Source organism: Chondromyces crocatus (assembly GCF_001189295.1).
Lineage (GTDB): Bacteria > Myxococcota_A > Polyangia > Polyangiales > Polyangiaceae > Chondromyces > Chondromyces crocatus.
On the sequence record NZ_CP012159.1, the window covers coordinates 11338294 to 11361276 of the forward strand.

16 protein-coding genes are annotated in these 22983 nt (G+C 70.0%); 7 read left to right on the forward strand and 9 right to left on the reverse strand.

The window, feature by feature from the left end:
• Positions 1 to 4: 4 nt before the first annotated feature.
• From CMC5_RS41300 to CMC5_RS41315, 4 genes are all read left to right on the forward strand, one after another.
• Positions 5 to 895, forward strand: coding sequence for an aminotransferase class IV (locus tag CMC5_RS41300; protein WP_050435568.1), 891 nt, complete (start codon positions 5 to 7; stop codon positions 893 to 895).
• Between the two features lie 46 nt (positions 896 to 941).
• Positions 942 to 2084, forward strand: coding sequence for an efflux RND transporter periplasmic adaptor subunit (locus CMC5_RS41305; protein ID WP_050435569.1), 1143 nt, complete (start codon positions 942 to 944; stop codon positions 2082 to 2084).
• Between the two features lie 17 nt (positions 2085 to 2101).
• On the forward strand, positions 2102 to 5212 hold the full coding sequence (locus CMC5_RS41310; protein WP_050435570.1) for an efflux RND transporter permease subunit: 3111 nt from the start codon (positions 2102 to 2104) through the stop codon (positions 5210 to 5212).
• Between the two features lie 155 nt (positions 5213 to 5367).
• On the forward strand, positions 5368 to 6192 hold the full coding sequence (locus CMC5_RS41315) for a DUF4097 family beta strand repeat-containing protein (protein WP_063796760.1): 825 nt from the start codon (positions 5368 to 5370) through the stop codon (positions 6190 to 6192).
• Between the two features lie 115 nt (positions 6193 to 6307).
• Here CMC5_RS41315 and CMC5_RS41320 read toward each other — a convergent pair whose 3' ends face one another.
• From CMC5_RS41320 to CMC5_RS41340, 4 genes are all read right to left on the reverse strand, one after another.
• On the reverse strand, positions 6308 to 7717 hold the full coding sequence (locus CMC5_RS41320) for a hypothetical protein (protein ID WP_050435572.1): 1410 nt from the start codon (positions 7715 to 7717) through the stop codon (positions 6308 to 6310).
• Between the two features lie 839 nt (positions 7718 to 8556).
• Entirely contained in the window at positions 8557 to 8961 is a 405-nt protein-coding gene (locus tag CMC5_RS41330) for a RidA family protein (RefSeq protein WP_050435574.1), read from the reverse strand.
• A gap of 115 nt (positions 8962 to 9076) precedes the next feature.
• Positions 9077 to 9736 (reverse strand): recombination mediator RecR, encoded by a 660-nt coding sequence (gene recR / locus CMC5_RS41335; RefSeq protein WP_082363337.1) that lies wholly within the window; start codon positions 9734 to 9736, stop codon positions 9077 to 9079.
• Positions 9737 to 9802: 66 nt separating this feature from the next.
• Positions 9803 to 10126: a YbaB/EbfC family nucleoid-associated protein gene (locus CMC5_RS41340; protein ID WP_050435576.1), complete on the reverse strand. Its 324-nt coding sequence runs from the start codon at positions 10124 to 10126 to the stop codon at positions 9803 to 9805.
• Positions 10127 to 10346: 220 nt separating this feature from the next.
• Here CMC5_RS41340 and dnaX point away from each other — a divergent pair, with 220 nt between their 5' ends.
• On the forward strand, positions 10347 to 12734 hold the full coding sequence (dnaX, locus tag CMC5_RS41345; RefSeq protein ID WP_050435577.1) for a DNA polymerase III subunit gamma/tau: 2388 nt from the start codon (positions 10347 to 10349) through the stop codon (positions 12732 to 12734).
• A gap of 26 nt (positions 12735 to 12760) precedes the next feature.
• Here the strand turns inward: dnaX and CMC5_RS41350 are convergent, their stop codons facing one another.
• The 4 genes from CMC5_RS41350 to CMC5_RS41365 all read right to left on the reverse strand — a co-directional run bounded on the left by CMC5_RS41350 (position 12761) and on the right by CMC5_RS41365 (position 17778).
• Positions 12761 to 13798, reverse strand: a complete 1038-nt coding sequence (locus CMC5_RS41350; protein ID WP_050436428.1) for a hypothetical protein — start codon at positions 13796 to 13798, stop codon at positions 12761 to 12763.
• Positions 13799 to 13806: 8 nt separating this feature from the next.
• The gene (locus CMC5_RS41355) at positions 13807 to 15672 is read right to left on the reverse strand and encodes a serine/threonine-protein kinase (protein ID WP_050435578.1); all 1866 of its coding nucleotides are present in this window, start codon (positions 15670 to 15672) and stop codon (positions 13807 to 13809) included.
• 255 nt (positions 15673 to 15927) lie between these two features.
• Positions 15928 to 16626, reverse strand: a complete 699-nt coding sequence (locus CMC5_RS41360) for a thioredoxin family protein (protein WP_050435579.1) — start codon at positions 16624 to 16626, stop codon at positions 15928 to 15930.
• 63 nt (positions 16627 to 16689) lie between these two features.
• Positions 16690 to 17778, reverse strand: a complete 1089-nt coding sequence (locus tag CMC5_RS41365) for a phosphatase PAP2 family protein (RefSeq protein ID WP_156339276.1) — start codon at positions 17776 to 17778, stop codon at positions 16690 to 16692.
• A gap of 852 nt (positions 17779 to 18630) precedes the next feature.
• Here CMC5_RS41365 and CMC5_RS41370 point away from each other — a divergent pair.
• Positions 18631 to 20442, forward strand: coding sequence for a bifunctional ADP-dependent NAD(P)H-hydrate dehydratase/NAD(P)H-hydrate epimerase (locus CMC5_RS41370; RefSeq protein WP_050435580.1), 1812 nt, complete (start codon positions 18631 to 18633; stop codon positions 20440 to 20442).
• 143 nt (positions 20443 to 20585) lie between these two features.
• Positions 20586 to 21200: an RNA polymerase sigma factor gene (locus CMC5_RS41375; RefSeq protein ID WP_050435581.1), complete on the forward strand. Its 615-nt coding sequence runs from the start codon at positions 20586 to 20588 to the stop codon at positions 21198 to 21200.
• A 66-nt stretch (positions 21201 to 21266) separates the two neighbouring features.
• Here CMC5_RS41375 and CMC5_RS41380 read toward each other — a convergent pair whose 3' ends face one another.
• Positions 21267 to 22772 (reverse strand): serine hydrolase, encoded by a 1506-nt coding sequence (locus CMC5_RS41380; protein WP_050435582.1) that lies wholly within the window; start codon positions 22770 to 22772, stop codon positions 21267 to 21269.
• Positions 22773 to 22983: the final 211 nt, after the last annotated feature.

The following is a 22983-nucleotide window of genomic DNA, read 5'->3' on the forward strand; positions in this document are numbered from 1 at the left end:
CCGGGTGACCCGACTTGCCAGCATCGATGGCGTGATCTCCAAGCCCGAGGAAGCCAAGGTCTCCGTCTACGACCGCGGCTTCCTCTACGGCGACAGCGTCTTCGAGACCATTCGCACCTACGCAGGCGAGCCCTTCGCGCTCGACGAGCACCTGGCCCGCCTGGAACGCTCGGCGGCGCGGGTCGCCATCACGCCTCCCCTCCCTCGCGTCGACTTCGCCTTGGAGATCCGACGCGCCATCCGCGCAGCAAGGAACCCAGAGAGCTATGTGCGGGTCATGATCACCCGCGGCACGGGTCCGATGGGGCTCGACACGGGCCTCGCCGAGCAAGCGCTACGGGTGGTGCTGGTCGAGCCCCTGCAATCCCTGCCCGCCACCGTGTACCGCGACGGCGTGTCCGTGATCACCTTCAAGACGCGAAGAGCCGCCGATGAGGTCGCGCAGGGAGCCAAGGTCAGCAACTACCTGACCAGCATGATGGCGCTGAAGGAAGCTCGAGCCGCTGGTGCTCACGAAGCTCTGATCCTCGACGGCAGCGGCGACGTGCTCGAAGGCACCACGTCGAACGTGTTCATCGTGGAAGGAGCGACCCTCTCCACGCCACCCGAGGAGGCTGGCATCCTGGTCGGGATCACCCGCGCGCACGTCCTCGAGACGGCTCACGAGCTGGGAGTGGCCGTCAAGATCGAGCGGCTGCCGCTCGACCGGGTCCGCCGCGCGGACGAGGTGTTCATTACCTCGACGCTTCGAGAAATCGTGCCCGTCATCCAGGTCGACGCCCAGCCGATCGGGGGCCATGTGCCTGGTCGAACGACACATGCTATTCACGCCGCATTCCGACGAAAGGTCGGCCTGGCAGCCGAGCCGCTGCCGTGGGAGCAGATCAGGGACTGAACGGTCGACACCGCACACGCCTCTGATCCGCAGTGAAGCGGAAACCATGCACGAACGAGTTCGCCGGGGTCTGATCCGATCAGTCCTCCTCCTGACGCCGAGCGCCTGCGCGTCGGAGACACCACCACCACCGCCACCCCCCGCCGAGGTCGGCGTCGTCGACGTCCAGCCGGAGCACGTCGTCCTTCGCGAAGAGCTCCCCGGACGTATCGCGCCGTTCCGCATGGCTCAGGTGCGTGCGCGCGTCGCTGGCGTCGTCCTGAAACGCAGCTTCGCGGAGGGCAGCGAGGTGAAGCAGGGTCAGCCCCTGTTCGTCATCGACCCGGCCCCCCTCAAGGCCGAGATGGACGGCGCCAACGCCACCCTCGCGCGAGGCCTGGCGACCTTGAACCAGGCCGAGTCACAGAAGAAGCGCACCGCCGAGCTTCTCGACGGCAATTCCGTCAGCGTCGAGCTCTACGAGACCACCGTCGCTGCGGAAGCCACCGCGCGCGCGGACGTCGCGCAGGCACGCGCAGCGCTCATGCGAGCACGCCTCAACCTGGGTTACGCGACCGTGACGGCGCCCATCAGCGGAAAGATTGGCGGAGAACTCGTCACCGAGGGCGCTCTCGTGGGCCAGAACGAGGCGACGCCCCTCGCGGTGATCCAGCAGATCGATCCGGTCTACGTGGACATCAAGCAGCCAGCGTCGCAGCTGATGCGCCTGCGCCGCGCGGTACCGGAGAGCGCGCGCCAAGGAGAGGCGACGGCGACGCTCGTCCTCGACGACGGCAGCGAGTTTCCCCAGAAGGGCAAGGTCCTCTTCTCGGACATCAACGTCGATCCAGGCACCGGAGAGGTGACCTTGCGCACGTCGTTCCCCAACCCCGACCGCACGCTGCTCCCTGGCATGTTCGCGCGCGTGAAGCTCGATGGCCGCGTTTACCCGGAAGCGCTGATGGTGCCGCAGCAGGCCGTCGCCCGCGACTCGGGCGGCGGCACCACCGTTCTCGTCGTCGACCCGGAAGGGAAGCTCGAAGCGCGGCCCGTCCGCGTCGGCGGGGTCGATCGCGATCGGTACATCGTGGAAGAGGGCTTGAAGGCTGGAGATCGCGTGGTGGTCGACGGTCAGCAGAAAGTCACGCCAGGCGCCGTGGTCCGTGCCGTCCCCTGGACGGCAGGTAAGACCGCCACCGCCAGAGACTGAGCGAGTTCGAGGCAAGCATGCCCAGGTTCTTCATCGACCGACCGGTCTTCGCGGTCGTGGTTGCGCTGTTCATCGCCCTCGTCGGCGCCCTGTCGATCCCCCGCCTGGCCGTCGCGCAGTACCCATCGGTCGCACCCCCGACCGTCGCCATCTACGCGAACTACCCGGGCGCCACCCCGCAGACCCTCGACCAGAGCGTCGTCAGCTTGATCGAGCGCGAGCTGAGCAGCGTGAAGAAGCTGCTCTACTTCCAGTCGTCGAGCGACTCGTCGGGTGGAGCGCAGATCATCGCCACCTTCGAGCCCGGCACCGATCCCGAGCTCGCGCTGGTCGACGTCCAGAACCGCCTCAAGGCCGTCGAGCCCCGCCTCCCCGCCACCGTGCGGCAGAACGGCCTCTTCGTCGAGGACTCCGCGTCGAGCTTCCTGATGATCGTCAGCCTCTCGTCGCATGACGGGAGCGTCGATCCCACGGCGCTCGGCGACCTGCTCGCCCGGAGCGTCATCGATGAGATGAAGCGTGTCCCCGGTGTCGGGCGCGTGCAGCTCTGGACCAGCGAGCGCTCCATGCGGATCTGGATCGACCCGATGAAGCTCGCGGCCCTGTCGCTCTCCCCCGCGGACGTGAGCGCTGCGATCGGTGCGCAGAACCTCCAGTTCGCCTCGGGCCGCATCGGCGCCCTGCCCAGCCCGCAGACCCAGCAGATCACCGCGACCGTCATCGCCGACGGACAGCTCACCACCCCCGAGCAGTTCGGCGAGATCGTCCTGCGTGCCCGGGCCGATGGCTCTCGCGTCCTGCTCCGGGAGGTCGCCGAGATCGAGGTCGGCCCGCAGAGCCTGAGTTCCTCCTCACGGAGCAACGGCAAGCCCGACGCGGCCATCGGCATCCAGCTCGCGTCGGGCGCCAACGCGATGAAGACCTCGGACCTCGTGCGCGCGCGCATGGAGGAGCTGTCGCGCGGCTTTCCGCCCAACGTGGTCTACGCCATCCCGTACGACACGGCCCCCTTCGTCAAGCTCTCGGTCAACAAGGTGCTGGAGACGCTCGCCGAGGCGATGGTGCTCGTCTTCATCGTGATGTTCATCTTCCTCCAGAACATCCGCTACACGCTGATCCCCGCCGTCGTCGTCCCGGTCGCGCTCCTCGGCACCTGCGCGGTCATGCTGGCCGCCGGCTTCTCGCTCAACATGCTCAGCCTCTTCGGCATGGTGCTCGCCATCGGCATCATCGTCGACGACGCCATCGTCGTCGTCGAGAACGTGGAGCGCCTCATGGCCGAGGAAGGCCTCCCCCCACGCGAGGCCACGCGCAAGGCCATGGACGAGATCACCGGCGCGGTCGTGGGCATCACGCTGGTCTTGTCGGCCGTGTTCGTGCCCATGGCGTTCGCGTCGGGCGCCGTCGGCGCCATCTACCGGCAGTTCTCGGTGGCCATGGGCGTATCGATTCTCTTCTCGGCCTTCCTCGCCTTGACGCTCACCCCGGCGCTCTGCGTCACGCTCCTCAAGCCTCACACCGCGGATCATGGCCCTCGACGCGGCATCTTCGGCTGGTTCAACGACCGCTTCGACAGGCTCACCCGCGGCTACCAGTCGTGGGTCGGGGCGGTGCTCACCCGTCGCGTGAGGACGCTGCTCGGCTTCGCCGTCATCCTGGCCGGGCTCGCCGTGCTCTACGTCCGCCTCCCGACCTCGTTCCTCCCCGAGGAGGATCAAGGGACCATCATCACCGACGTCCAGCTTCCTCCCGATGCCACCTATCACCGCACGCTGAAGACCGTCGAGCAGATCGAGCAGCACTTCCTCAGCCGCCCCTCGGTCGAGAAGGTCGCCACCTATCCTGGGTTCGGGTTCTCGGGCTCAGGGCAGAACGTCGCCATCGCCTACGTCATGATGAAGGACTGGAGCCAGCGCACCGACGGTGCCACGGCGCAGTCCGAAGCTGCGAAGGCAAACGAGGCCTTCGGGGGCATCCGCGACGGCATCGTCTACAGCCTCGTCCCGCCCCCCATCTCCGAACTCAGCAGCACCTCGGGCTTCACCTTCAAGCTCCAGGACCGCAGCGGCCTCGGGACCGACGCGCTCGTCGCGGCCCAGCAGCAGCTCCTCGCCCTCTCCGAGAAAGACCCTGCCCTCTCGGGCGTGCGCGCGGAGACCCAGAGCGACGCCCCCCAGGTCCGCCTGCGCATCGACCGGCAGAAAGCCAACGCCCTCGGCGTCCGCTTCGAGGACATCGCCAGCGCGCTCTCGACGGCGCTCGGCTCGGCTTACGTCAACGACTTCCCGAACCAGGGACGCCTTCAGCAGGTCATCGTCCAGGCGGCATCCTCCAGCAGGATGCAGGTCGAGGACCTCTTGAAGCTCTTCGTACGCAACGACACCGGCCAGATGGTGCCGCTCGCGGCGTTCACCTTGGCGCAGTGGGAGCGAGGCCCCCTCCAGCTCGCGCGATTCAACGGGTACCCGGCGGTCGGCGTCAGTGGAGAACCCGCCCCTGGGCGCAGCACCGGCGAGGCGATGGAAGCCATCGAACGCCTGGCGACGCAGCTCCCCCCCGGGTTCGGCATCGAGTGGACCGGTCAGTCGTACCAGGAGAGGCTCTCTGGCGCCGAAGCGCCAGCGCTGCTGGCCCTGTCGCTCGTCGTCGTCTTCCTCGTGCTCGCGGCGCTCTACGAGAGCTGGCTCATCCCGCTCGCGGTGATCCTCGTCGTTCCCCTCGGCCTCGTGGGCTCGGTGCTCGCGATGTCGCTCCGCGGCCTCCCGAACGACGTGTTCTTCAAGGTCGGACTGATCACCATCATGGGCCTCTCGGCGAAGAACGCCATTCTCATCATCGAGTTCGCCAAGAGCCTCCGCGCACAGGGCATGAGCCTCCGCGAAGCGGCCATGACGGCTGCGCGGTTGCGCTTCCGGCCGATTTTGATGACATCGTTCGCATTCATCCTGGGCGTCGTGCCTCTGGTCGTCGCGCGCAGCGCAGGCTCGGCGACGCAGCACGCCATCGGCACGGGCGTCTTCGGAGGCATGTTCACTGCCACCGTCTTCAGCATCTTCTTTGCCCCCCTCTTTTTCGTCCTCATGAGTCGCAGGAACCAGGCGGCCCCCTCGGCTGCCGTCAGCAAATGACCGAGATCCAGGGTCTTCGGGCGGGCACGGCCGGGTTCCTGTTGCGCGCTTGATTTTTTCGGGGCCTCGACCGTCCAATGACGAAGAATGCGGGAGAGACTCTCCACGGAAACGTCGGGTCCCTGCCGCGCAGACCCAGTTCAGAGGAATCCACGATGAACCACTCGCTTCAGACCGCTTGCCTCTTCTTCGCGACCGCCTTCACCCTCGCCGGCTGCAACGTGGAATTCGCGGGTGAGATCAAGCCGGCCACCCGCTACCAAGGCACGGCCGAGTCCGCCACGAACGCCTACAGCCCGGGTCTGCCAGTCCGCATCGTCAGCGCCAATGGCGCCGTCGACGTGACGCGCGGGAGCGGCAACGACGTGAGAGCGACCTTCCGTCCGTTCGTGATGGGTGACGAGGACGCCGCAGCGCAGGCGCAGCAGCAGATGGAGCGGAACCTGAACTTCTCGGTCGGTGGTACTGGAGAGATCGTGATCGAGGTGGTGAAGGCGAACGGTAGCCCCACCACCCTGGGCGCCGACATCGAGGTCGCCCTGCCTCCCACGTTCGATGGCGAGTTCGAGGTGGTGCAGGACAACGGGAGCGTCGATGTCGACCTCTCCGGGACGAACGCACGCTCGACCGTCATCGTCAGCGACAACGGCTCCATCGACGTGGTTGGAGCGCGAGGGCGGCTCGACGTGGAAACGGGCAATGGCAGCGTCGACGTGGCGGTCGCCTCGTGGGCGACCGCAGGCGCGAACGGCCGCGTCAGCTCGGGGAATGGCAGCATCACCTTCCAGGTCCCCGCCGCCACCAACGGGTCCCTGACCGTGACCACCCGGGGCACGATCACCGAGCAGAGCCTCCCGACCGACTGGGCAACGGCAGAGAACGAGTTCGGCAAGTCGTACACCATGGGAACGGGTGCTGGCGCCCAGGTCGACATCTCCAATGCCGACGGCCTCGGCGATGTCACCCTCATCGCCCGCTAGCCTCGTCAGAACACCGAAAAGAAAAGAGGCGAGCGCCGCGTTCCGGCACTCGCCTCTTTTTCATCAGCGGGCGAGCGTCTCCTGAGAGGAGACGCCAGCCGCCTTCAGCGCGACCTCATCCGCCGCTCGGCTCGTCGGAGTTCGACGCCGCAGCGCCTTCCTCTGCCGAGGCCTCGTCAGAGGCTTCGCCCTCTCCAGCCCCTTGAGGGACGCTCCCCATCGGCATGGGGATGCGGAGCTGCCCGCCTCCCTGCTGCGCCATCATCGCCAGCGCCTTGTTGAAGAACGAGGTCAGGAAGGGGATCTCCCGCGGCGGTGAAGTGATCAGACCGGCCTCGCGGATCGCGCGCGCCACGGCGAGCGCCCCGAGCGCCGCCGCGTCACCACGGCGGGCGCGCAGCGAGACCGCGCTGTCACGCATCCGCTCGGCGAACACGGCACGCACCTCCGGCGAGAAGAAGCGATCGGTGGCCGCCTCGATCTCCTCACGAAGGGCGGCATTCACCTTGGCAGGATCCTGCAGACCATCCGGCCCGAGCTTCTGGCCGAGCCCCTGCAGCGCCTCGTCCATCGCCTGCCGCGTCGGCAGCCAGCCACGGAACTCTGGCTCGTCGTGCAGCGCCAGCGACTTCGGCGCGTGCTCGGCGACGAGCTCGGCGGTGATCTGCTCTTCCAGATCCGCCACCGGGTGCTTCGCCTCCACCTCGGCCGCCGTCTCCACCAGCTCCCGGCACCCTTCGAAGCCGAGGGGGATGACCTGCCCGGAGGTCGCGTTCTGCTTTCTGGCCTGCGCGATGCGGTGACGCGCCCAGGCCACGGGGACCGGCACCGGCGCCGTCCCCAAGCTCTCGAGGGCACGCGCGCGCCCCTCCTTGAGCTGCGAGCCGCTCAGCCAGCCGCTGCCTGCGTGCAGCACGCCGACGCCCTCCCGCACGATGACCTCGGCGATGTGGTATCGCCCGCTCGCCTCGCGACGGGTCACCGTCACGGCCGAGGTGCCCGTGGCATCCGGCGGCAGCAGCGTGGCCTCCTCGGCGCCCGAGCGGTCGTCCGCGAGGCGCACCACCCGGGGGCGGCTCGGGATCGACACACCACGCGCTTTCAGGATGTTCAGCGCACGACGCGCCGTCTTGCGCGCAGAAGCCGGGGTGTCGTCCGCTTCTGCAGCCGCGGCGACCGCCTCGACGTTGCTCTTCGCGGCCCAGGCCTCGACCAGCGCGCTCCCCGACTCCCCTGCCCCGCGCAGCGCCTCGACGGCCTGCTCCCAGCCAGCGGAGAGCAGCTCGGCGTCGAACTCTCGCGGTGCCTCCGCCTGCGCGGTCGGAGCGTCGGCGCCCTTCGACTTGCTGACGGAGGCCTGCTTGGCCTTGGTCTTCGCGGCGAGGGCTTCCTTCGGCGTCAGCGCCGGCTTGTTGCTCCCCTGCTGCTGCACCACCTTTGCCGCGGGGAGCGTGAAGATCAGGTGCGACGGACGTGACGGCTTGCTGTCCTTGGGCTTCTCGCCGGTCGCTGCAGGCCCGGTCACGGTGATGATGCGTGACGGCTCCTTGGCAGGAGCCGGTCGCCCCTGCGCCTTTGCGGCAGCGTCGCCGGGCTGCCCAGGACGCGGCCCACGGTCCGGACGAGGTCCACGATCCCCGAACGCTCCGCGCTCCGGACGCGGCCCACGGTCCGGACGCGGCCCACGATCCCCGAACGGACGCGGCCCACGATCGGGGCGCGGTCCACGATCGGGACGCGGCCCACGGTCCGGTCGCGGCCCTTCACCCCCCTCTTGAGGGAGCGACCGCGCCTGCTCTCCGCCGGGACGCGGCCCACGGTCTGGTCGCGGCCCACGATCGGGGCGCGGCCCACGGTCCGGTCGCGGTCCACGATCTCCGAACGGACGCGGCCCACGGTCCGGACGCGGTCCACCAGACGCCCCCGCCGGCGGCCTGGGAGCGCGGTAATCTCGCACCCTCGGCGCCGCAGCAGCCCCAGCAGCTGCGTCACCACCCTCCGTGGGCGGCGCAGCAGAAGCCTCGTCCAGCGTCGGCCGACGCCGGGGCGCGATGGCGTCCAGCAGCGAGCCCTGGGACTCCTGAGGAGCCTTCGCAGGGCGCGCCGCGCCTTGACCTTCCGGCTCCCCTGCACCGCCCTCGTCAGCGCGACGTGTGCTCGCCGACCGCACGACCCGACGCGCCTTCGGACGATCGGCGTCGTCACCTTCGGCACCAGCTTGCGCGGGTGCTTCCGCCTTGTTCTGAGACTCCGCCGCAGCGGGCGCCTCCGCCGTGTCGCGAGGCGCCTTCGCGGCCTCGTCTGCCTGGGGCCGGGGCTCCGTGCTCTCCGCCCTCGTCGTGCTCTCGCTCTGTTCTCTCGTGCTCATCTGGAGGCTCCCCGGGAGGTGGGAACGTGGGCAACCATGTCGATCTCGACGGCCGCGCCTTTCGGCAACGCCGCCACCTGCACCGTCGCCCGCGCGGGAGGCACGTTGCCCACGACCTCCCCGTAAACTCGGTTCACGACGGCAAAATCATTCATGTCGAGGAGATAGATCGTGGTCTTGACCACGTCATCCCACCCGGCGCCTGCAGCGGCGAGGACCTCGTTCAGGTTCTTCACCACCTGCTGGGTCTCAGCCTCGATGCCTCCGGTGACGAGCTCACCCGTGGAGGGATCGATGGGGACCTGGCCGCTGAAAAAGACAAAGTCGCCGGCGCGCACGGCCTGCGAATAGGGCCCGATGGCGCGGGGGGCGCGCTCGGACGTGATGGCGGTCTTGGACACGTTGACCTCCCAGACTCGGAATACCCGCTCTTCTGACCTGCGGTGAGTCGCGTCGCGGTCCCTGGACCGCTTCCCGTGTTCGCGCATGTACCATGATCCCGGCACAGCAAGCGATTCACCCGAAGCTCTTACGCCCTTCGATGGCCCTGCCCAGGGTGACCTGGTCCGCAAACTCCAGATCTCCTCCGTGCGGCACGCCACTTGCGATCCTGGTTACTTGAATCCCCATGGCGCCCAGCTCACGGGCCAGCAAGAGCGCGGTGGCCTCCCCGTCGACCGACGGCGGCGTGGCGACCAGCACCTCGCGGACCGGCTCGTCGGCATCCTGGAGCCGCGCCCGAAGCGCCCCCAGGGGTAGATCCTCGGCGCCGATGCCCTCCAGAGGAGAGAGCAGGCGACCCAGAACGAAATAACGGCCCCGCATGGCACCGCTGCGCTCGATGGCCAGCAGATCCTGGACGCGCGCCACGATGCAGAGCAGCGCCCCGTCACGCCGCGAATCCAGACAGATCCCGCAGCGCGTCCGCCCGTCTTCGCCCACCTCGGCGATGTTGTTGCAGCGCTCGCAGGGTCGCACGTGATCCCGCAAGGCCGCGAGTTCCTTCCCCAGCTCACGCGCCGTCCCCTCGTCGGGGGTCGTGGTCAAGAAGAGCGCATACCGCTGGGCCGTCTTCTCTCCGACCCCCGGCAGCCGGGCCAGCAACTGAGCGACCCGCCCTAGCCGCGCTGGCAAGGCGCCACGGGAGATCGTTCCGAACTCACCACCTCGGCTCATAGTCCTGAAAGGTGCACCAGGATTGAATCTGCAGACGCTTGGAGGAGAGAGGTGCGCAAGGGAGGATCAGGAGTGCATGCCAGGGATTTTGATGCCCCCGGTGACCTTGGCGATCTCTGCCTCTACATGCTTGTCCGCCGCGTCGAGGGCCGAGTTGGCTGCGGCGACCACGGCGTCGAAGGCCAGCTCCGCCCCCTCGCTGGCGAGGAACTCCGGGTCGATCGTGATCTTGCGGAGCTTGCCCTCGCAGGAGACGGTGACGCTCACCTTGTCCCCGGCAGCGCCGGCGCTCATCTCGTGGTCCTTCAGCCCGGCCCGGACCTCGTCGATCTTGCGCTGCATGCGCGCCGCCTGACGGACCAGCTCGTTCATTCCACCGCGGAATTGCATGTTCTTTCCGGCAGGGTATGCCGTGAACCGGCCGCGCTGCAACCCCGCAGACCGGCGTTGAGGCGACCCGAGACGCACCCCGCGGACCACGACGAAGAAACCGACGTGGCAAGACCTGGAGGATGAGGGGAATGAGGAGCATCACGGCGGCTCCCAGCGCGCTGTGCCGACACCAGCGACCAGCGACGCGCCCGCAAGAAGATGCTAGTGCGGTGCGCCTATGAGCTACGTCGTCCTCGCCCGAAAGTGGCGCCCACAATCCTTCGAGGATCTGGTCGGTCAGGACCACGTATCGACGACGCTCGGGAACGCCATCGCCCGCGGCCGGGTGGCTCACGCCTTCCTGTTCACCGGGGTCCGCGGCGTCGGAAAGACCACGAGCGCCCGCATCCTCGCCAAGGCGCTCAACTGCGTCCACGGCCCGACCGCGAAGCCTTGCCAGCAGTGCGCGCCGTGCACCGAGATCACCGTCGGCGCCGACGTCGACGTGCAGGAGATCGACGGCGCCAGCTACAACGGCGTCGACGAGGTCCGCAAGCTCCAGGAGAGCCTGCCGTACCGACCCGCGCGCGACCGCTTCAAGATCTTCATCGTGGACGAGGTCCACATGCTCTCGAACGCCGCGTGGAACGCCTTCCTCAAGACGCTCGAAGAGCCCCCTCCCCACGTCAAATTCATCTTCGCCACGACCGAGGTCCACAAGGTCCCCGTCACCATCCTGAGCCGCTGCCAGCGCTACGACTTCAAGCTCCTCAGCGCCCAGACCATCGCGGCGCGCCTGCGCTACGTGCTGGAACAAGAGGGGATCCCCGCCGAGGACGGGGCAGTCAAGGCCATCGCCCGCGAGGCCGCGGGCAGCATGCGCGACGCCATGAGCCTGCTCGACCAGGTGATCGCCTGGGTCGGCGTCAGCGGTGACCAGATCACCACCGACGGCGTCGCCAAGGTGCTCGGCGTCGCCGACCGGGAGATCCTCCACCGCCTCGCCGAGGCCCTCGTGGACGGCGATCCCGCCGTGTGCTTGCGCATCGTCGGCGACATCGCCAAGGAGGGGTACGACCTGCCGCACGTGGCCCGCGACATCCTCGCGCACCTGCGCGACCTCGTGGTGGCGCGCGTCTGCGAGGACCCGGGCCCTCTTCTCGACCTCGCCGACGCCGAGATCGCCGACATGAAGGCGCTGGCCGCAAAGGCGGACCCGGACGATCTCACACGGCTGCACCAGGGCTTCTCGCGTGCCTTCGACGACATCGCCCGGAGTGGGCAGCCTCGCGCATCGCTCGAGATGGCCCTCGTCCGCCTGGCGCGACGCCCGCCGCTCGTCCCCGTCGACGACCTCTTGCGACGCCTCGGCGAGCTCGATCGACGCATCAACGGCGGCGGCGGCAGCGGCCCTGGCCCCGCTGGCGGCCCCCCCCGTCCACCACAACGCCCGGGGGGCGCACCGCCGCCTCAGGGTGCCCCTCGACGGAGCGCAGCCCCGGCCGGAGAGAGCCGGGTCGCGCGGAGCCCCGCTGGAGAGGGAACGGAGGGACGGGCCGCCGAACCACCACCAGCCGCGCCCTCCCCACCACCAGCCCCTCAAGCTCCCACGGCGCGCGGCGCCTCGTCACCTCCGCCGCCGATGGCCCCCGCACACGCGGCTCCCACGGCGCACGCGGCTCCCACGGCGCACGCCGCCCCCGCTGCGTACACAACCGCGACCGCACGCGCGGCGCACGCCGCCCCCGCTGCGCATGCCGCTCCCTCAGCGCACGCGTCTCCGAGCGCCCATACGGCTCCCGCCGTGCAGAATGGAGCGGCGCGCGCCCCCCTCCCTGCGTTCGTGGCTCCCCCCTTCAAGGAGCCTCCGACCAGCCCTTCCCAGCGCCCTGTCTTCAAGGAGCCGCCCGCCAACGGCGTCGTCAGGCCGAACTTCTCCGAACCTGCCCCGACCAGCACGCCCTCTCGGCCGAACTTCTCCGAACCTGCCTCGGGCGCCCCTGTCACCCGGCCGAGCTTCTCCGACCCCCTCCCTCACGGCGGCCCAGGACAGGGCAGCCCTGGACGCCCCAACTTCCCCGAGCCTGCGCCTGCTCCGGGGGGCCCTGTTCGTTCGAACTTCCAGGAGCCATCGACGCTGGTCTCCGGTCCAGCCCCCACCGCCCCCTGGGCGGAGAAGATCGCCCCCCCACCCGCGCTACCCGAAGGCGTCGACCTCGCAGCCTGCCGCACCATCCTCGATTTCGTCCGGGCCCAGCGACCACCTCTCGCCTCGTTCCTCGAACGCGCCGCCATCCTCGCGCTCGGCCCCGAGCGCACCGTGTTCGGCTTCCCCACCAGCGAGTCGATCGCCTTCGCGCACGCCAGCGACCCCGCGGCGCGCCAGATCCTCTCCAACGCTTTGCGCGCCCACTTCGGGACGCCTGTCGAGGCCGAGTACGAGACGCTCCCGGCCGGCAGCCAGGCGGTCACCATGGCGCAGATCTACAGCGCCGAAGACCGAGCCCGCCACAACGCCCGCCTCCGCGCCGTCGCAGCGCACCCGCTCGTCGTCGCCGCCGTGGAAGTCCTCGGCGCAGAGCTGCGCGACATCCAGCTCCCTCCCGACCCGCCCCCCGAGCGCTGAACCGCAAACGCCGAGCGCGCTCGATCTCAGAACGCGCCCAGCACGTACAGGCCGCCCCCGTTTGATCCCACGGATGGCACCAGCCTCGCCTTCTCGTACGCCGCCCCCACAGGTTGCGACGAGCGACCCGACAGCAGGAGCATCGTCACCCCAGCGCCCACCGCGGCCACACCGACCCCGATGCCGATCGTGGAGACCAGGGCCTTCGTCTCCGCGGCGTCGATCTCGCCCCGCCCCGCCGGCGTGCAGCGCTTCGCTGGACAGAGCGCCGGATCGTCTTCCGCGCGGCTCGCCTGCCCTGCCGCCAGCCCTCCGAAGACCGCACCGACCCCCACCGCGGCGACCCCCACCGCGCCCACCACGAAGCCGGCAGTCCACAACCCACCGCGCCCGACGCTGGCATCGGCGCCCGCATCGCTCGACGAAGCGCCTCCCTTCTCCGACGACCCCTCGGGGAGGGGCAGGAGCGCCGGAACCACCACCGTCTTTCGATCGGCGACCTCACCGACCTTCACCATCACCGACCAGGCCGCATACCCAGGTGCAGAGGCCGCGATGACGAGCTCCCCCGGATCGACCGGGATCGGCGTCCCGAGGGCCGCCGCCGGCAGCGCCTGATCGTTCTTCCGGATCACCATCCCTGGCGTCGGCGTCGCATCGACCCGGAGCCAGGACAGCTTCGGCGAAAGCGCCTCGATGTGTTCCTTCGCAAAGGCCTCACGCGCCTCGTGACCATCCCGCTTCGACGCGAACATCACCTCCTTGAACTGGAGGGACGCCGTCGCCGTCTTGCCGATCGCCTCGTTACAGAGGGCGAGGTTCAGCAAGGTCCCCGTCCCAGGGCGGAGCTGGAGGCTCTCCTGGAACTTCGGACATGCCTCGGGGAACCGCTGCGCTTCCATGAGTCTCCGCCCTTCTTCGAAGAGCGTCTGCGCCAGCACCTCCGACTCGACGTTCCGGGTCGCAGGCTCCGCAGCGGCCGGCGCTGCATGCAGAAGCGCACAACCTGAAAGGAGAGCCAGGAAGACGAGAGACCTGGGACGCTTCGGGGTGTGCTGGTGCATGACGGAGCTCACTTGTAGTCGTCCAGATTCACAGGCCTGGGCGGTTTCCCGCTCTGCGCTGGGTGGGCGGTCACTTTCGGCTGCACGGGACGAGACGCTCCGTTGCCAGCGCTCGCCTTGGTCGTCGTGGAGGGAGGCGCTGCCGGTGCGCTGGACACCGCGGATGCCGCGGATCCCGCCATCGCCCCCGCGGTCTCGCCCGAAGGCGCCGACCCGCTCGTCTCGGGATGGGCTGGTGAGGTCGAGTCCCCTGAAGGACTCACCACAGGGACCTGGGGCTCGGTGCCTGCCATCGCCGACGAGAAGGGCTCCGGCTGGGCTTCCGTGCTCGCAGCCCCGGGCGTCTCGGCCGGGCCAGCCTGCAGCCGCGGGATCACGAACCCGACGACCACCGCCAGGCTGACCAGCGCCCCCGCCACCATCCCCACCACCACACCTCTGGACACGCGCGGTGGCACCACCGGGCTGACCATGCTGCCCGTCCCGCTCCCCGTCGCAAACGAGGCCGTCGCGCGCGCACTGGCTGGCCCGGCATAAGGGCCTGGCAGGATCGGGACGCCGCCCTGTGCATCCGCGGCCCCTTCGGCCCCGCGCGCCATGGCCGCGGGGTAGCCGGGCGAGGCGTTCCCCGGCGAGGCGTTCACCGCTACCGCTCGAGCCCCGGGCGTCAACGGATGCGTCGACTCCAGGGAAGGCGAGGACGGCTCACGTCGAGGCGCAGGGTACGACGGTTGCGATGGTGACGTCGGCCTGTAGACGGGCGACGAGATCGCGGGCACGGGCTGCTGCATCCCTGGCCCCGACGGCGAGGGCACCGGCGTCGACCCTGCCGGGTACGACGCCGCCGGATACGAAGGCCCCGTCGGGTGCGACGCCACCGGGTACGAAGACCCCGTGGGGTACGAAGGGGAAGGTGGCCGGTAGACGGGAGGCGCGCCGGGCGCCGACAGACCGCCCATCCGGGCGAGCCGCTCGACGTGCGGCAGGCTCCGCGGCGGCGCGAAGGGCGCGAAGGCCAGCACCATCTCGGAGACCGACCCGTAGCGCTGCTCTCGATGACGCGCGTACGCCTTCGCCAGCGCCGCCGCGAACACCTCCGGCAGGTCGGGGCGGAGATCGCGCAGCGCCGTGGGGATGCCCGTCAGCACCTCCGCGCAGAGCTGGGGCAAGGTGGTGGCGTAGAAGGGCGGCCTGCCCGCGCAGAGTTCGAAGAGCGCCACGCCGAGCGCGTAGATGTCGGTGCGGTGATCCACCGAGCGCGTCTGCTGCATCTGCTCCGGTGACATGTAGAGCGCCGATCCCATCGCCGCCGTGGTGCTGGTCAGGTTGTCGACGCGATCGTTCAGCACCTTGGAGATGCCGAAGTCCAGCACCTTCACCAGCGGCGAGCCGTCGCTACGCCGCGTCAGGAAGAGGTTCGAGGGCTTCAGATCACGGTGGATGATCCCCTGCGCGTGCGCCTCGGCGATCGCCTCGCAGCCCTGGATGACGTAATCGACGGCGTCCTCGCACGACAGCGGCCCTTGCCGCTGGAGGAGCTGGGCCAGGTCCTCGCCGACGAGGAATTCCATCACCATGTACGGCGCGCCGTCGTCCAGCGTGCCGACATCCGAGACACGGGCGACGTGCTCGCTCTTGATCTTCACCGAAGCCCGCGCCTCGCGAAGGAAACGCGCGGACGACTCGGCGTTGAGCGCATGCTCGGCGAGCAGGAACTTCAGCGCGACCCGCTCGTCGAGCGCCAGATGGCGCGCCTCGACGACGACCCCCATGCCGCCACGCCCGATGACACGCTCGACCCGGTACTTGCCGACGAGCAACGTCCCCGGCTCGATCGGGGGCTGCGACGGCTGACGCGGCACGTGCTCGGACACGGGCCGCGCATGTTCACAGCTTCGCCTCCAGCGAGCAACCCCTCGCCTCCGGGTCGCTCAGGCCCCGAGGGTGTCGGAGGGCATCGAGCGCATCAGGAGCACAGGCCGTCTGGCGCCGCCTCCTGTCCGGCCAGCGCCTGCGAGGCGCGAGGCGCGAGGCGCGAGGCGCGAGACGCGAGCGCCTCGATCTGCCCGTCAGGAAGCACGCGCGCGTCGATCGCCTCGTTCGAGCAACGAACGCTTCGGCCGATCCGGTCAGTACTTGACGCCGCAGCCGTACGACTCGGTCTCGGGCGTGGAGACGGGCTTGCCTGCCTCCAGCTCGGTGAGCGCGACCTCGACGTAGTTGGTGACCTTTTCGTCCTTTTCAGGCTCGCCACCCCGCGTGCTGTCGATGGCGCCGGCGTAGATCAGGATTCCCTTGGGATCGATGACGTACATGTGCGGGGTGCGGGTCGCGCCATACGCCTTGCCGGTCACGCCGCTCTCGTCGAGCAGGATGGGGTGCTTCATCCCGAACTCGGCCGCTGCCTTCACGTTGGTCTCCTTGCCGTGGCCTTGCTTGCCGGCGGCGCTGGAGTTGATCGCGAGCCAGACGATTCCCTTGTCGGTCGAGCGCGCCGCCATGTCCTTCAGCGCCCCCTCGCGGTGCGCCTTCTGCACGAACGGGCAGCCAGGGTTGAACCACTCGAGGACCACGGTCTTCCCCTTGAAATCCGAGAGGCTGACCGTCTTGCCGTCGAGGTCCGTCAGGGTGAATTCGGGCGCAGGTTGCCCGATCTTCAGGGCCGCCGCGGGCGCGGCGTGCGCTGGCGCGGCCTGTGCCGAGGCCGCCGGAGCCGCCGATCCCCGCGGCTCGGGGCTGGCTTGGGCCGGCGCTCCCTTGGAGGGCTCACCGGGTGGATTGCAGGCAGCGGAGAAGGTCAGCAGGACGGCGATCAGGCATCTCTTCATGCGCCCTGGACTAGCACGCCGGCCGGGCGGCGGCTTCCGCCTCGGAGCCCCCCCCCCATGCGCTCAGAACTGTCCTACCAGGGCCCCCCCGAGTCCGGACGGCACGACGCTCATCGTCAGCCCCTGGTCCCGCCTTGGCGCTCTGCCTTCGTCCGAGCCGGCACGCGCCCCCTGCTGTACGTCACGCGGCGCAGGTTTCGCGCCTCCACGGTAATGAAGGAGCCAGGGCAGCCCGAACCCGACCAGCGTTCCCCAGGTCGCCCCCAAGATCACGTCGCTGGCGTGATGCTGATCTCCGACCACCCGCAACGTACCCACGGTCGCCGCTGCAAGGAGCGAGCTCGCGCATGCGGCGACGTCACCCGCCCCCCCTCCGTAAAGAGGCTGGTGCAGATGATGCGTACAGGTCAACCCTGCCGAGGTGAAGGCGACCGTGGCGTGTCCACTGAAGAAGCTGCGGTACCGATCGTTGCCCAAGCACCGATCCGGCTGGGATGCCTCGGGCCCGACACATCGGTCCGCGTACGGGCGCTCACGGCTCACGAACCCGGCGACGAGCCCTTGCACCGCCATCGCCAGCAGGACCGTCTCCGCATCGATCAGGAGCATCTGGAGCGCGACCTCGCTCTGATCGTGCTGCCACCAGGCGACGAGGCCGGCGTCCACGACCTGGTGCGCGAGCGTCAGCCCGATGAGGACGTCGCTCACCCCCCGGGCGACGGCGCGGCCAGGCTCCGCTCGGAGCTGGAGCCCGTCGCGAACGCTATCGTCGAAGCCGTTGCGCTCTCGCCAGCGCGAGGGGACGGGCTGGATCAAGAACGAGCCAGCCGCGAGCCCCGCGAACATCACCGTGGCCGCGTACTCGACGGGGCGAAACTTCGGCCAGCGAGGATCCCAGGCGACCTTCGGCGCCCACGCCGGCGTCGGGACACCTGCCATCACGCCTTCTGGCGCGGGCACGCTCGGCGACGCCCGGGGACCCGGTGGCGTCGGCGCGACGGGCTGGGCGGCAGCCCGGCAAGGGCTCAGGAGCACTGCCAGGCACAGCGCGCTGGCAGCGAGCGTCGCCGTGGCAAGCGCCTGCTGACGCGGGAAGCGTCGCGGGCGACGCCACCGAGCGCCGGCATCGAGTGCAGTTCGGGGCTCAAGCACGCCTGAAGCCTTCCACCGTTACAGAGGCGCGCGGTTCCCTGTCAACCGGCGGGAGGGGCGCGGGCATTCCGCCGGCACCGCCCGCCAGAGGCACCATGGCCCGGGGTCAGGTGCTGGGGAGTTGTTTTCTGCCAGGTCACGACCGTGACCTGTGGGACGCAGCGAGCGACGGGCATCAGGTCGAGCCCGCACACCGTCGCCATGCGCCGGCGCCGCGACGTCGTTGCGCGAGCCAAGGTCGTGGGGACCAGGGAGGGCAGCAACAGAGGGGCGCATCTGGGGGGGGAGCGCCGCTGCAGAGGTCGCGTGACGGTGCGGACCTGGGCTCGGCGCCAGGCCGACGCGTCCAGGTTACGCGCGCATCCACCTGTCGTTCGGACGCTTCCGAGGGGTTGTTCTCGAAAACCAGGTGCCGTCACCCGAGCTACGGCACCTGGTCACGGGTGCACCTCGGGGCCGTCGGGCGTCGACGACGCCAGGTCACGGCTCGCCAGGGCCTTCCAGGCCTCCGAAGAGGCATTTCCAGAATGAAACCGAATGGTTTTACGCCACGTGACGTCGGCACTCCGGCGCCCTGACCGTCGGGTCGGGTGGGTCGGACGAGCCGTCGGCAGAGGGAATGAAGCCGTGAAGGCAGCAGCCAGGGACCCGAAGCCTCGAGAGCTGCGAGAGCCGCCAGTGCTTCGGGAGCAGCCAGAGATGCGAGAGCCGCCAGCGCTTCCGAGCGCTTCCGAGTCCCCCAGGGAGGGGCGGGATCGTGGAACGTCCGAGGGGAGCAGAGAATCCAGGGGAGGAGGGCCGAGGAAGAGGATGGGGTAGGCCCGGAGGGCTGCCCCGTTCTATGGTGGCCAGGTGATCCCTGTCCTCTCCCGCGCCCAGATGCGGGCATTCGACAAGTTCGCCATCGAGGCCTGCCACGTGCCGGGGATGGTGCTCATGGAGAATGCCGGGCGAGGTGCCGCCGACGTCATCTCCGCCATCATCGATGCCCGCCGGCTCAAGCAGCTCCAAGGAACGCCGGAGGAGGCCTCTCCGAGCGTGTGGCACGGGCCGGCAGGCTCACCACGCCCCCCTTCGCTCCTTCCTCCGCCGCCTTCGGGTGCGCCCGCCACGCTGCACCACCGCGCGACGGCCGGGGCCCAGCGTGGGCGCCCGCTGCGCCGTGACAAGGCAGCGGCTTCCGCGGAGCGAGCGCGCTCGTTCCCGGTCCGCCACATCCCGAGTCCGGGCCAGCCGGCGACCTACCCGCTGGAGGCACGGGTCGTGGTCGTCTGCGGCGCGGGGAACAACGGGGGGGACGGGTACGTGGTCGCGCGGCACTTGCTCGCGCGCGGCGCCGACGTGCACGTCTTCCTCACGTCCCGCTCCGAGGCGGTGACGGGAGAGTCGAGGATCAACCTCGATGCCTACGTCGATCTCGGCGGCGAGCTCACCGAGATGCCGAGCGACACGCCGCTCACCCCCCTCGAGGAAGCGCTCGAGCGGGCCGACATCGTGGTCGACGCCATCTTCGGGACGGGCCTCGACCGCCCCATCCACGGCCACCTCGCCGAGGTGATCGCGGTGATCAACGCGGCGTCCTGCCAGTGCATCGCGCTCGACGTGCCCTCCGGCCTCGACGCCGACAGCGGCGCGCCCCTCGGCACCTCGGTGCAAGCCGACGACACCGTGACGTTCGGGCACCTCAAGATCGGCCTGCTCACGCCCGACGGCGCACGCCTCGCCGGCAACGTGCACGTCGTGGATCTCGGCGTCCCCGACGCGCCCATCCTGGCCCAGGTCGGCTACGTGGCCGAGGTGATCCGCAAGGAGACGGTGCGCTCGTACCTCCAGCCGCGCGAGGCGAACACGCACAAGCACGCGGCCGGCAACGTGCTGGTCATCGCGGGTTCGTCCGGCAAGCTCGGCGCGGCGCTGCTCACGGCGCGGAGCGCGCTCCGCTCGGGGGCGGGGCTGGTGACCATCGGGACCTGGCCCGACGCGGCGCTGGCGCTGCAGTCGCGGGTGGTCGAGATCATGACCACGTCGATCGAGCCCGAGCAGCTCGAAGCGTCGCTGGAAGCGGCGCTCGCCAGCCGTCACGCCGTCGCCATCGGTCCGGGCCTCGGTCTGGACGACCGGGCGCGCGCGGTGGTGGATCACGTGGTGCTCCGCTGGGATGGACTCAAGGTCGTCGACGCCGACGCGCTCACCCTCTTCGCCGGACGCGCCGAGGTCCTCGCTACGGCCAAGGGCAGCCTCGTCCTCACCCCTCACCCCGGGGAGCTGGGGCGACTGCTCGGCCGAAGTGCACGTGCCATCGAGGAGGATCGCTTCGGCGCCATCCGCGAGGCGGTGCGGATCACCCAGGCCATCGTCGTCCTCAAGGGGGCCCGCACCATCATCGCCACCCCCGACGGGCGGATGTTCATCTGCATGGCGGGCAACCCCGCGCTCGCCACGGCCGGCTCGGGGGACGTGCTCACCGGGATCATCGCCGCGTTCGCGTGCTCCATGGCCGCCGAGTGCGCCGCCATCGCCGGGGTCTTGATCCACGCCCTCGCCGCGGACGCCTGGAGCCTCGCCACCGGCGCCGATCGGGGGCTGCAAGCCAGCGAGATCGCCGAGAAATTCCCGGGCCTGATCGCCGCGCTGTCCCGGGGCATCGATCCCCTCGCTCCCTGATCCCCCCACGGGCCCACGCCGGTGTCGATTTGACACGCCTCCGCGGGCCCAGGGCCGCACCCAGCGGGTCGCCCTCGTCGTGATTTCAGGCACTTGGGTCGTGGTCCTCCTCTTGCGATGGCGTGGGGACAGGAGGACTGCCGATGCTCGCCTGCCGTGTCACCCCGACCCCTGCCCCTCACCAGAAGAACAACGCGGTGCATGCCGACGCTCTTCCTCCTTCCGGTGTGCGTCCGAGGACGGCCTCCGAGGTGCGGCTCGGTCTGGTGACCATGCGCCCCGAGCTGTTCGCACGCGCGCTGCGGATGACCCGGTCGGCCACGCTGGCAGAAGACGTCGTCCAGGATGCCGTCGAGCGGGCGATCCGCTTCGAGTCCAGCTACGAGACCGGGACCAACCTGCGCGCGTGGCTGAACCAGATCCTGTTCAGCGTGTTCATCAGCCGCTGTCGTCGCAGCCGGCGGGAGCGCAACGCGCTCGACGCGCTGACGGCCGATCCTTGCGCCTGGATCAACCCGGAATACGAAACCCCGACGATGAAGTCGCTCTCGTGCGGCCTGCGCCGCGCGCTCGACCGGCTCCCCGCGGCCTACCGCAGCGCGGTGGTGCTCGTGGACGTGGAGGAGGTCACCTACAAGGACGCGGCGCTCCGCCTCGGCGTCCCTCCGGGGACGGTGATGAGCCGGCTCCACCGGGGGCGGCGGATGCTCGCCGAAATGCTGGGTGGGACCTCGGACCTCAACCTCGCGGCGGCGTGAGCGGGGCGGCGCGGGACGGGTCCAGGCGCCAGGTGGCCGTGAACTCACGGCGGCGTCGAGGGAGGCTCACTCCAGCCAGCGCTTCATCAGCGCGTCGATGCGGGCCCCGAGCGCCGGGATGCGCGGTGCGTAGCACACGCCGCTCGTGAGGCAGGGGAGCGGGCCGCCTGTGTGGTTCGCGTCGACGTAGCGGTAGCCGAGGTTGCTGATCAGCGCGACGATGTAGTGCCGCCGCGCGCGCCCCGGGATGCCCGTCACGATGCCAGCGTCGCTGCCGAAGTTCAGGGTCAAGCCGGTCTTGTGGGCGAACACGACCTCGGCGGCTTCGTTGCAAGGCCGTGCATCACGCGAACGCCGCAGCTCGTCGACGTCGACGCTCCCGTCGCGACGCACCCACCGGGCAGGCATCCGCGCGGGGATTCCTCGCACGATGCCGTCGACCCCGCACAGCGCCGAGGTGCTCAGGGCTTCGTGGAACGCTTGCTCCTCCAGCAAGGTGTAGAGCCGCTGCTTCGAGGCGGGCGAGAGCAACGTGCCCTCGGTCGGCCAGGTGGGGGGCGGCGCGGCCGGGTCGAGCAGCCAGAGCAGCCGCACGGTGTCCCACGCCCCCATGTGGATGGATCCCGGGCGCCAGTCCCCTCCCGTCACCGGGGACGTGCCGCGGATCTGGAGCGTCGAGAGCCCACTTGCGGCGAGCAGACCGTTCACGCGCTCCATCGCTCCGAGCGCGTGCAGCTTGCGGACGAGGGCGCGGGTGCTGGTGTTGTCGCTGCGGGTGATCATGTCGTCGAGCCAGGCGTCGAGGGGTCGCTGGACGGTGCCATCACCGACGAGCTGATCGCGCCGCAAGGTCCCCTGGTCGACCAGCCGAAGCACGTGCACGGCGACGGGGAGCTTGAAGAGGGAGGCAGGATACGGGAGGTCGAAGTCGACGCCGGTGAGGCCTGCCACGACGTCGTCGCCGTCGGCCCGCGGCACCGCGCGAGGGCCGTCCCAGCGCATGGGGTTCCATCGTCGAAAGCGCAGGCCGGTGACCTTTCGGGTCACGGGATCGATGGCGTTCACCCGGACCCCGGCCAGGTCGGCCGACAGCGAGACGCTCGCGCCGATCGGCGCGCACCCTTCCGGGAAGGCCACCACGGCGAGGTCGACGCTGGGGAAGCGACCGAGAGGCGCGCCAGGGCAAGGCACGCCCGGTGGACAGTCTTCCTCGGCCTTCGGGCCCAGATCGACGACACGATCGAGGCGGGCATCGCTCAACGCGTCGCGAAGACCCCGCTCCAGCGGGGTGAGCCCGTCCGGCCCGCGCTCTCCGAGTGGACATGTGGCCCGAGAAGGTGCCTCGGTGCTCGACGCAGGACCCGGGTCGCTGCCGCCCGCGACGTCCACCGTCGGCGCGGGGGTCGACGTCGACGCGAGCGGTGGGGCCGACGCGGATGCCGATGCGGATGCCGATGCGGATGCCGATGCGGGGGAACGCGCCGCTTTTCGCGCGACGAGGGGATGCGCCTCGAGGCACCCACCGAGCAAGACGAGCCCGGCGAGATGGAGCGTGAGAATCAGACCCGGCAAGGGTGAATGCACGAACTGTCCGCGAGAAGAACCCGCGAGAAGAATACCGAGAGCGGGTGACCTGCGCACCCACCCCGGGGCGGGGCCCACGGTCCTGGGCACGATTTCGAGGTCGAGCCGCGGGCCGCGCCAGAGAAACCGTCGCAGGAAAGTGCCCGCAGGCGTGGGCGGACACGCGCGCTCGGTCTACAGTTGCCCGACCCTTGTCTCG

Excerpts from the sequence above, each read along its gene's own strand:
- CMC5_RS41315 (WP_063796760.1), top strand. The coding sequence starts at position 5,368 with ATGAACCACTCGCTTCAGACCGCTTGCCTCTTCTTCGCGACCGCCTTC.
- CMC5_RS41310 (WP_050435570.1), top strand. The coding sequence starts at position 2,102 with ATGCCCAGGTTCTTCATCGACCGACCGGTCTTCGCGGTCGTGGTTGCG.
- CMC5_RS41340 (WP_050435576.1), bottom strand. The coding sequence starts at position 10,126 with ATGCAATTCCGCGGTGGAATGAACGAGCTGGTCCGTCAGGCGGCGCGC.
- dnaX (WP_050435577.1), top strand. The coding sequence starts at position 10,347 with ATGAGCTACGTCGTCCTCGCCCGAAAGTGGCGCCCACAATCCTTCGAG.
- CMC5_RS41350 (WP_050436428.1), bottom strand. The coding sequence starts at position 13,798 with ATGCACCAGCACACCCCGAAGCGTCCCAGGTCTCTCGTCTTCCTGGCT.
- CMC5_RS41375 (WP_050435581.1), top strand. The coding sequence starts at position 20,586 with ATGCTCGCCTGCCGTGTCACCCCGACCCCTGCCCCTCACCAGAAGAAC.
- CMC5_RS41305 (WP_050435569.1), top strand. The coding sequence starts at position 942 with ATGCACGAACGAGTTCGCCGGGGTCTGATCCGATCAGTCCTCCTCCTG.
- recR (WP_082363337.1), bottom strand. The coding sequence starts at position 9,736 with ATGAGCCGAGGTGGTGAGTTCGGAACGATCTCCCGTGGCGCCTTGCCA.
- CMC5_RS41360 (WP_050435579.1), bottom strand. The coding sequence starts at position 16,626 with ATGAAGAGATGCCTGATCGCCGTCCTGCTGACCTTCTCCGCTGCCTGC.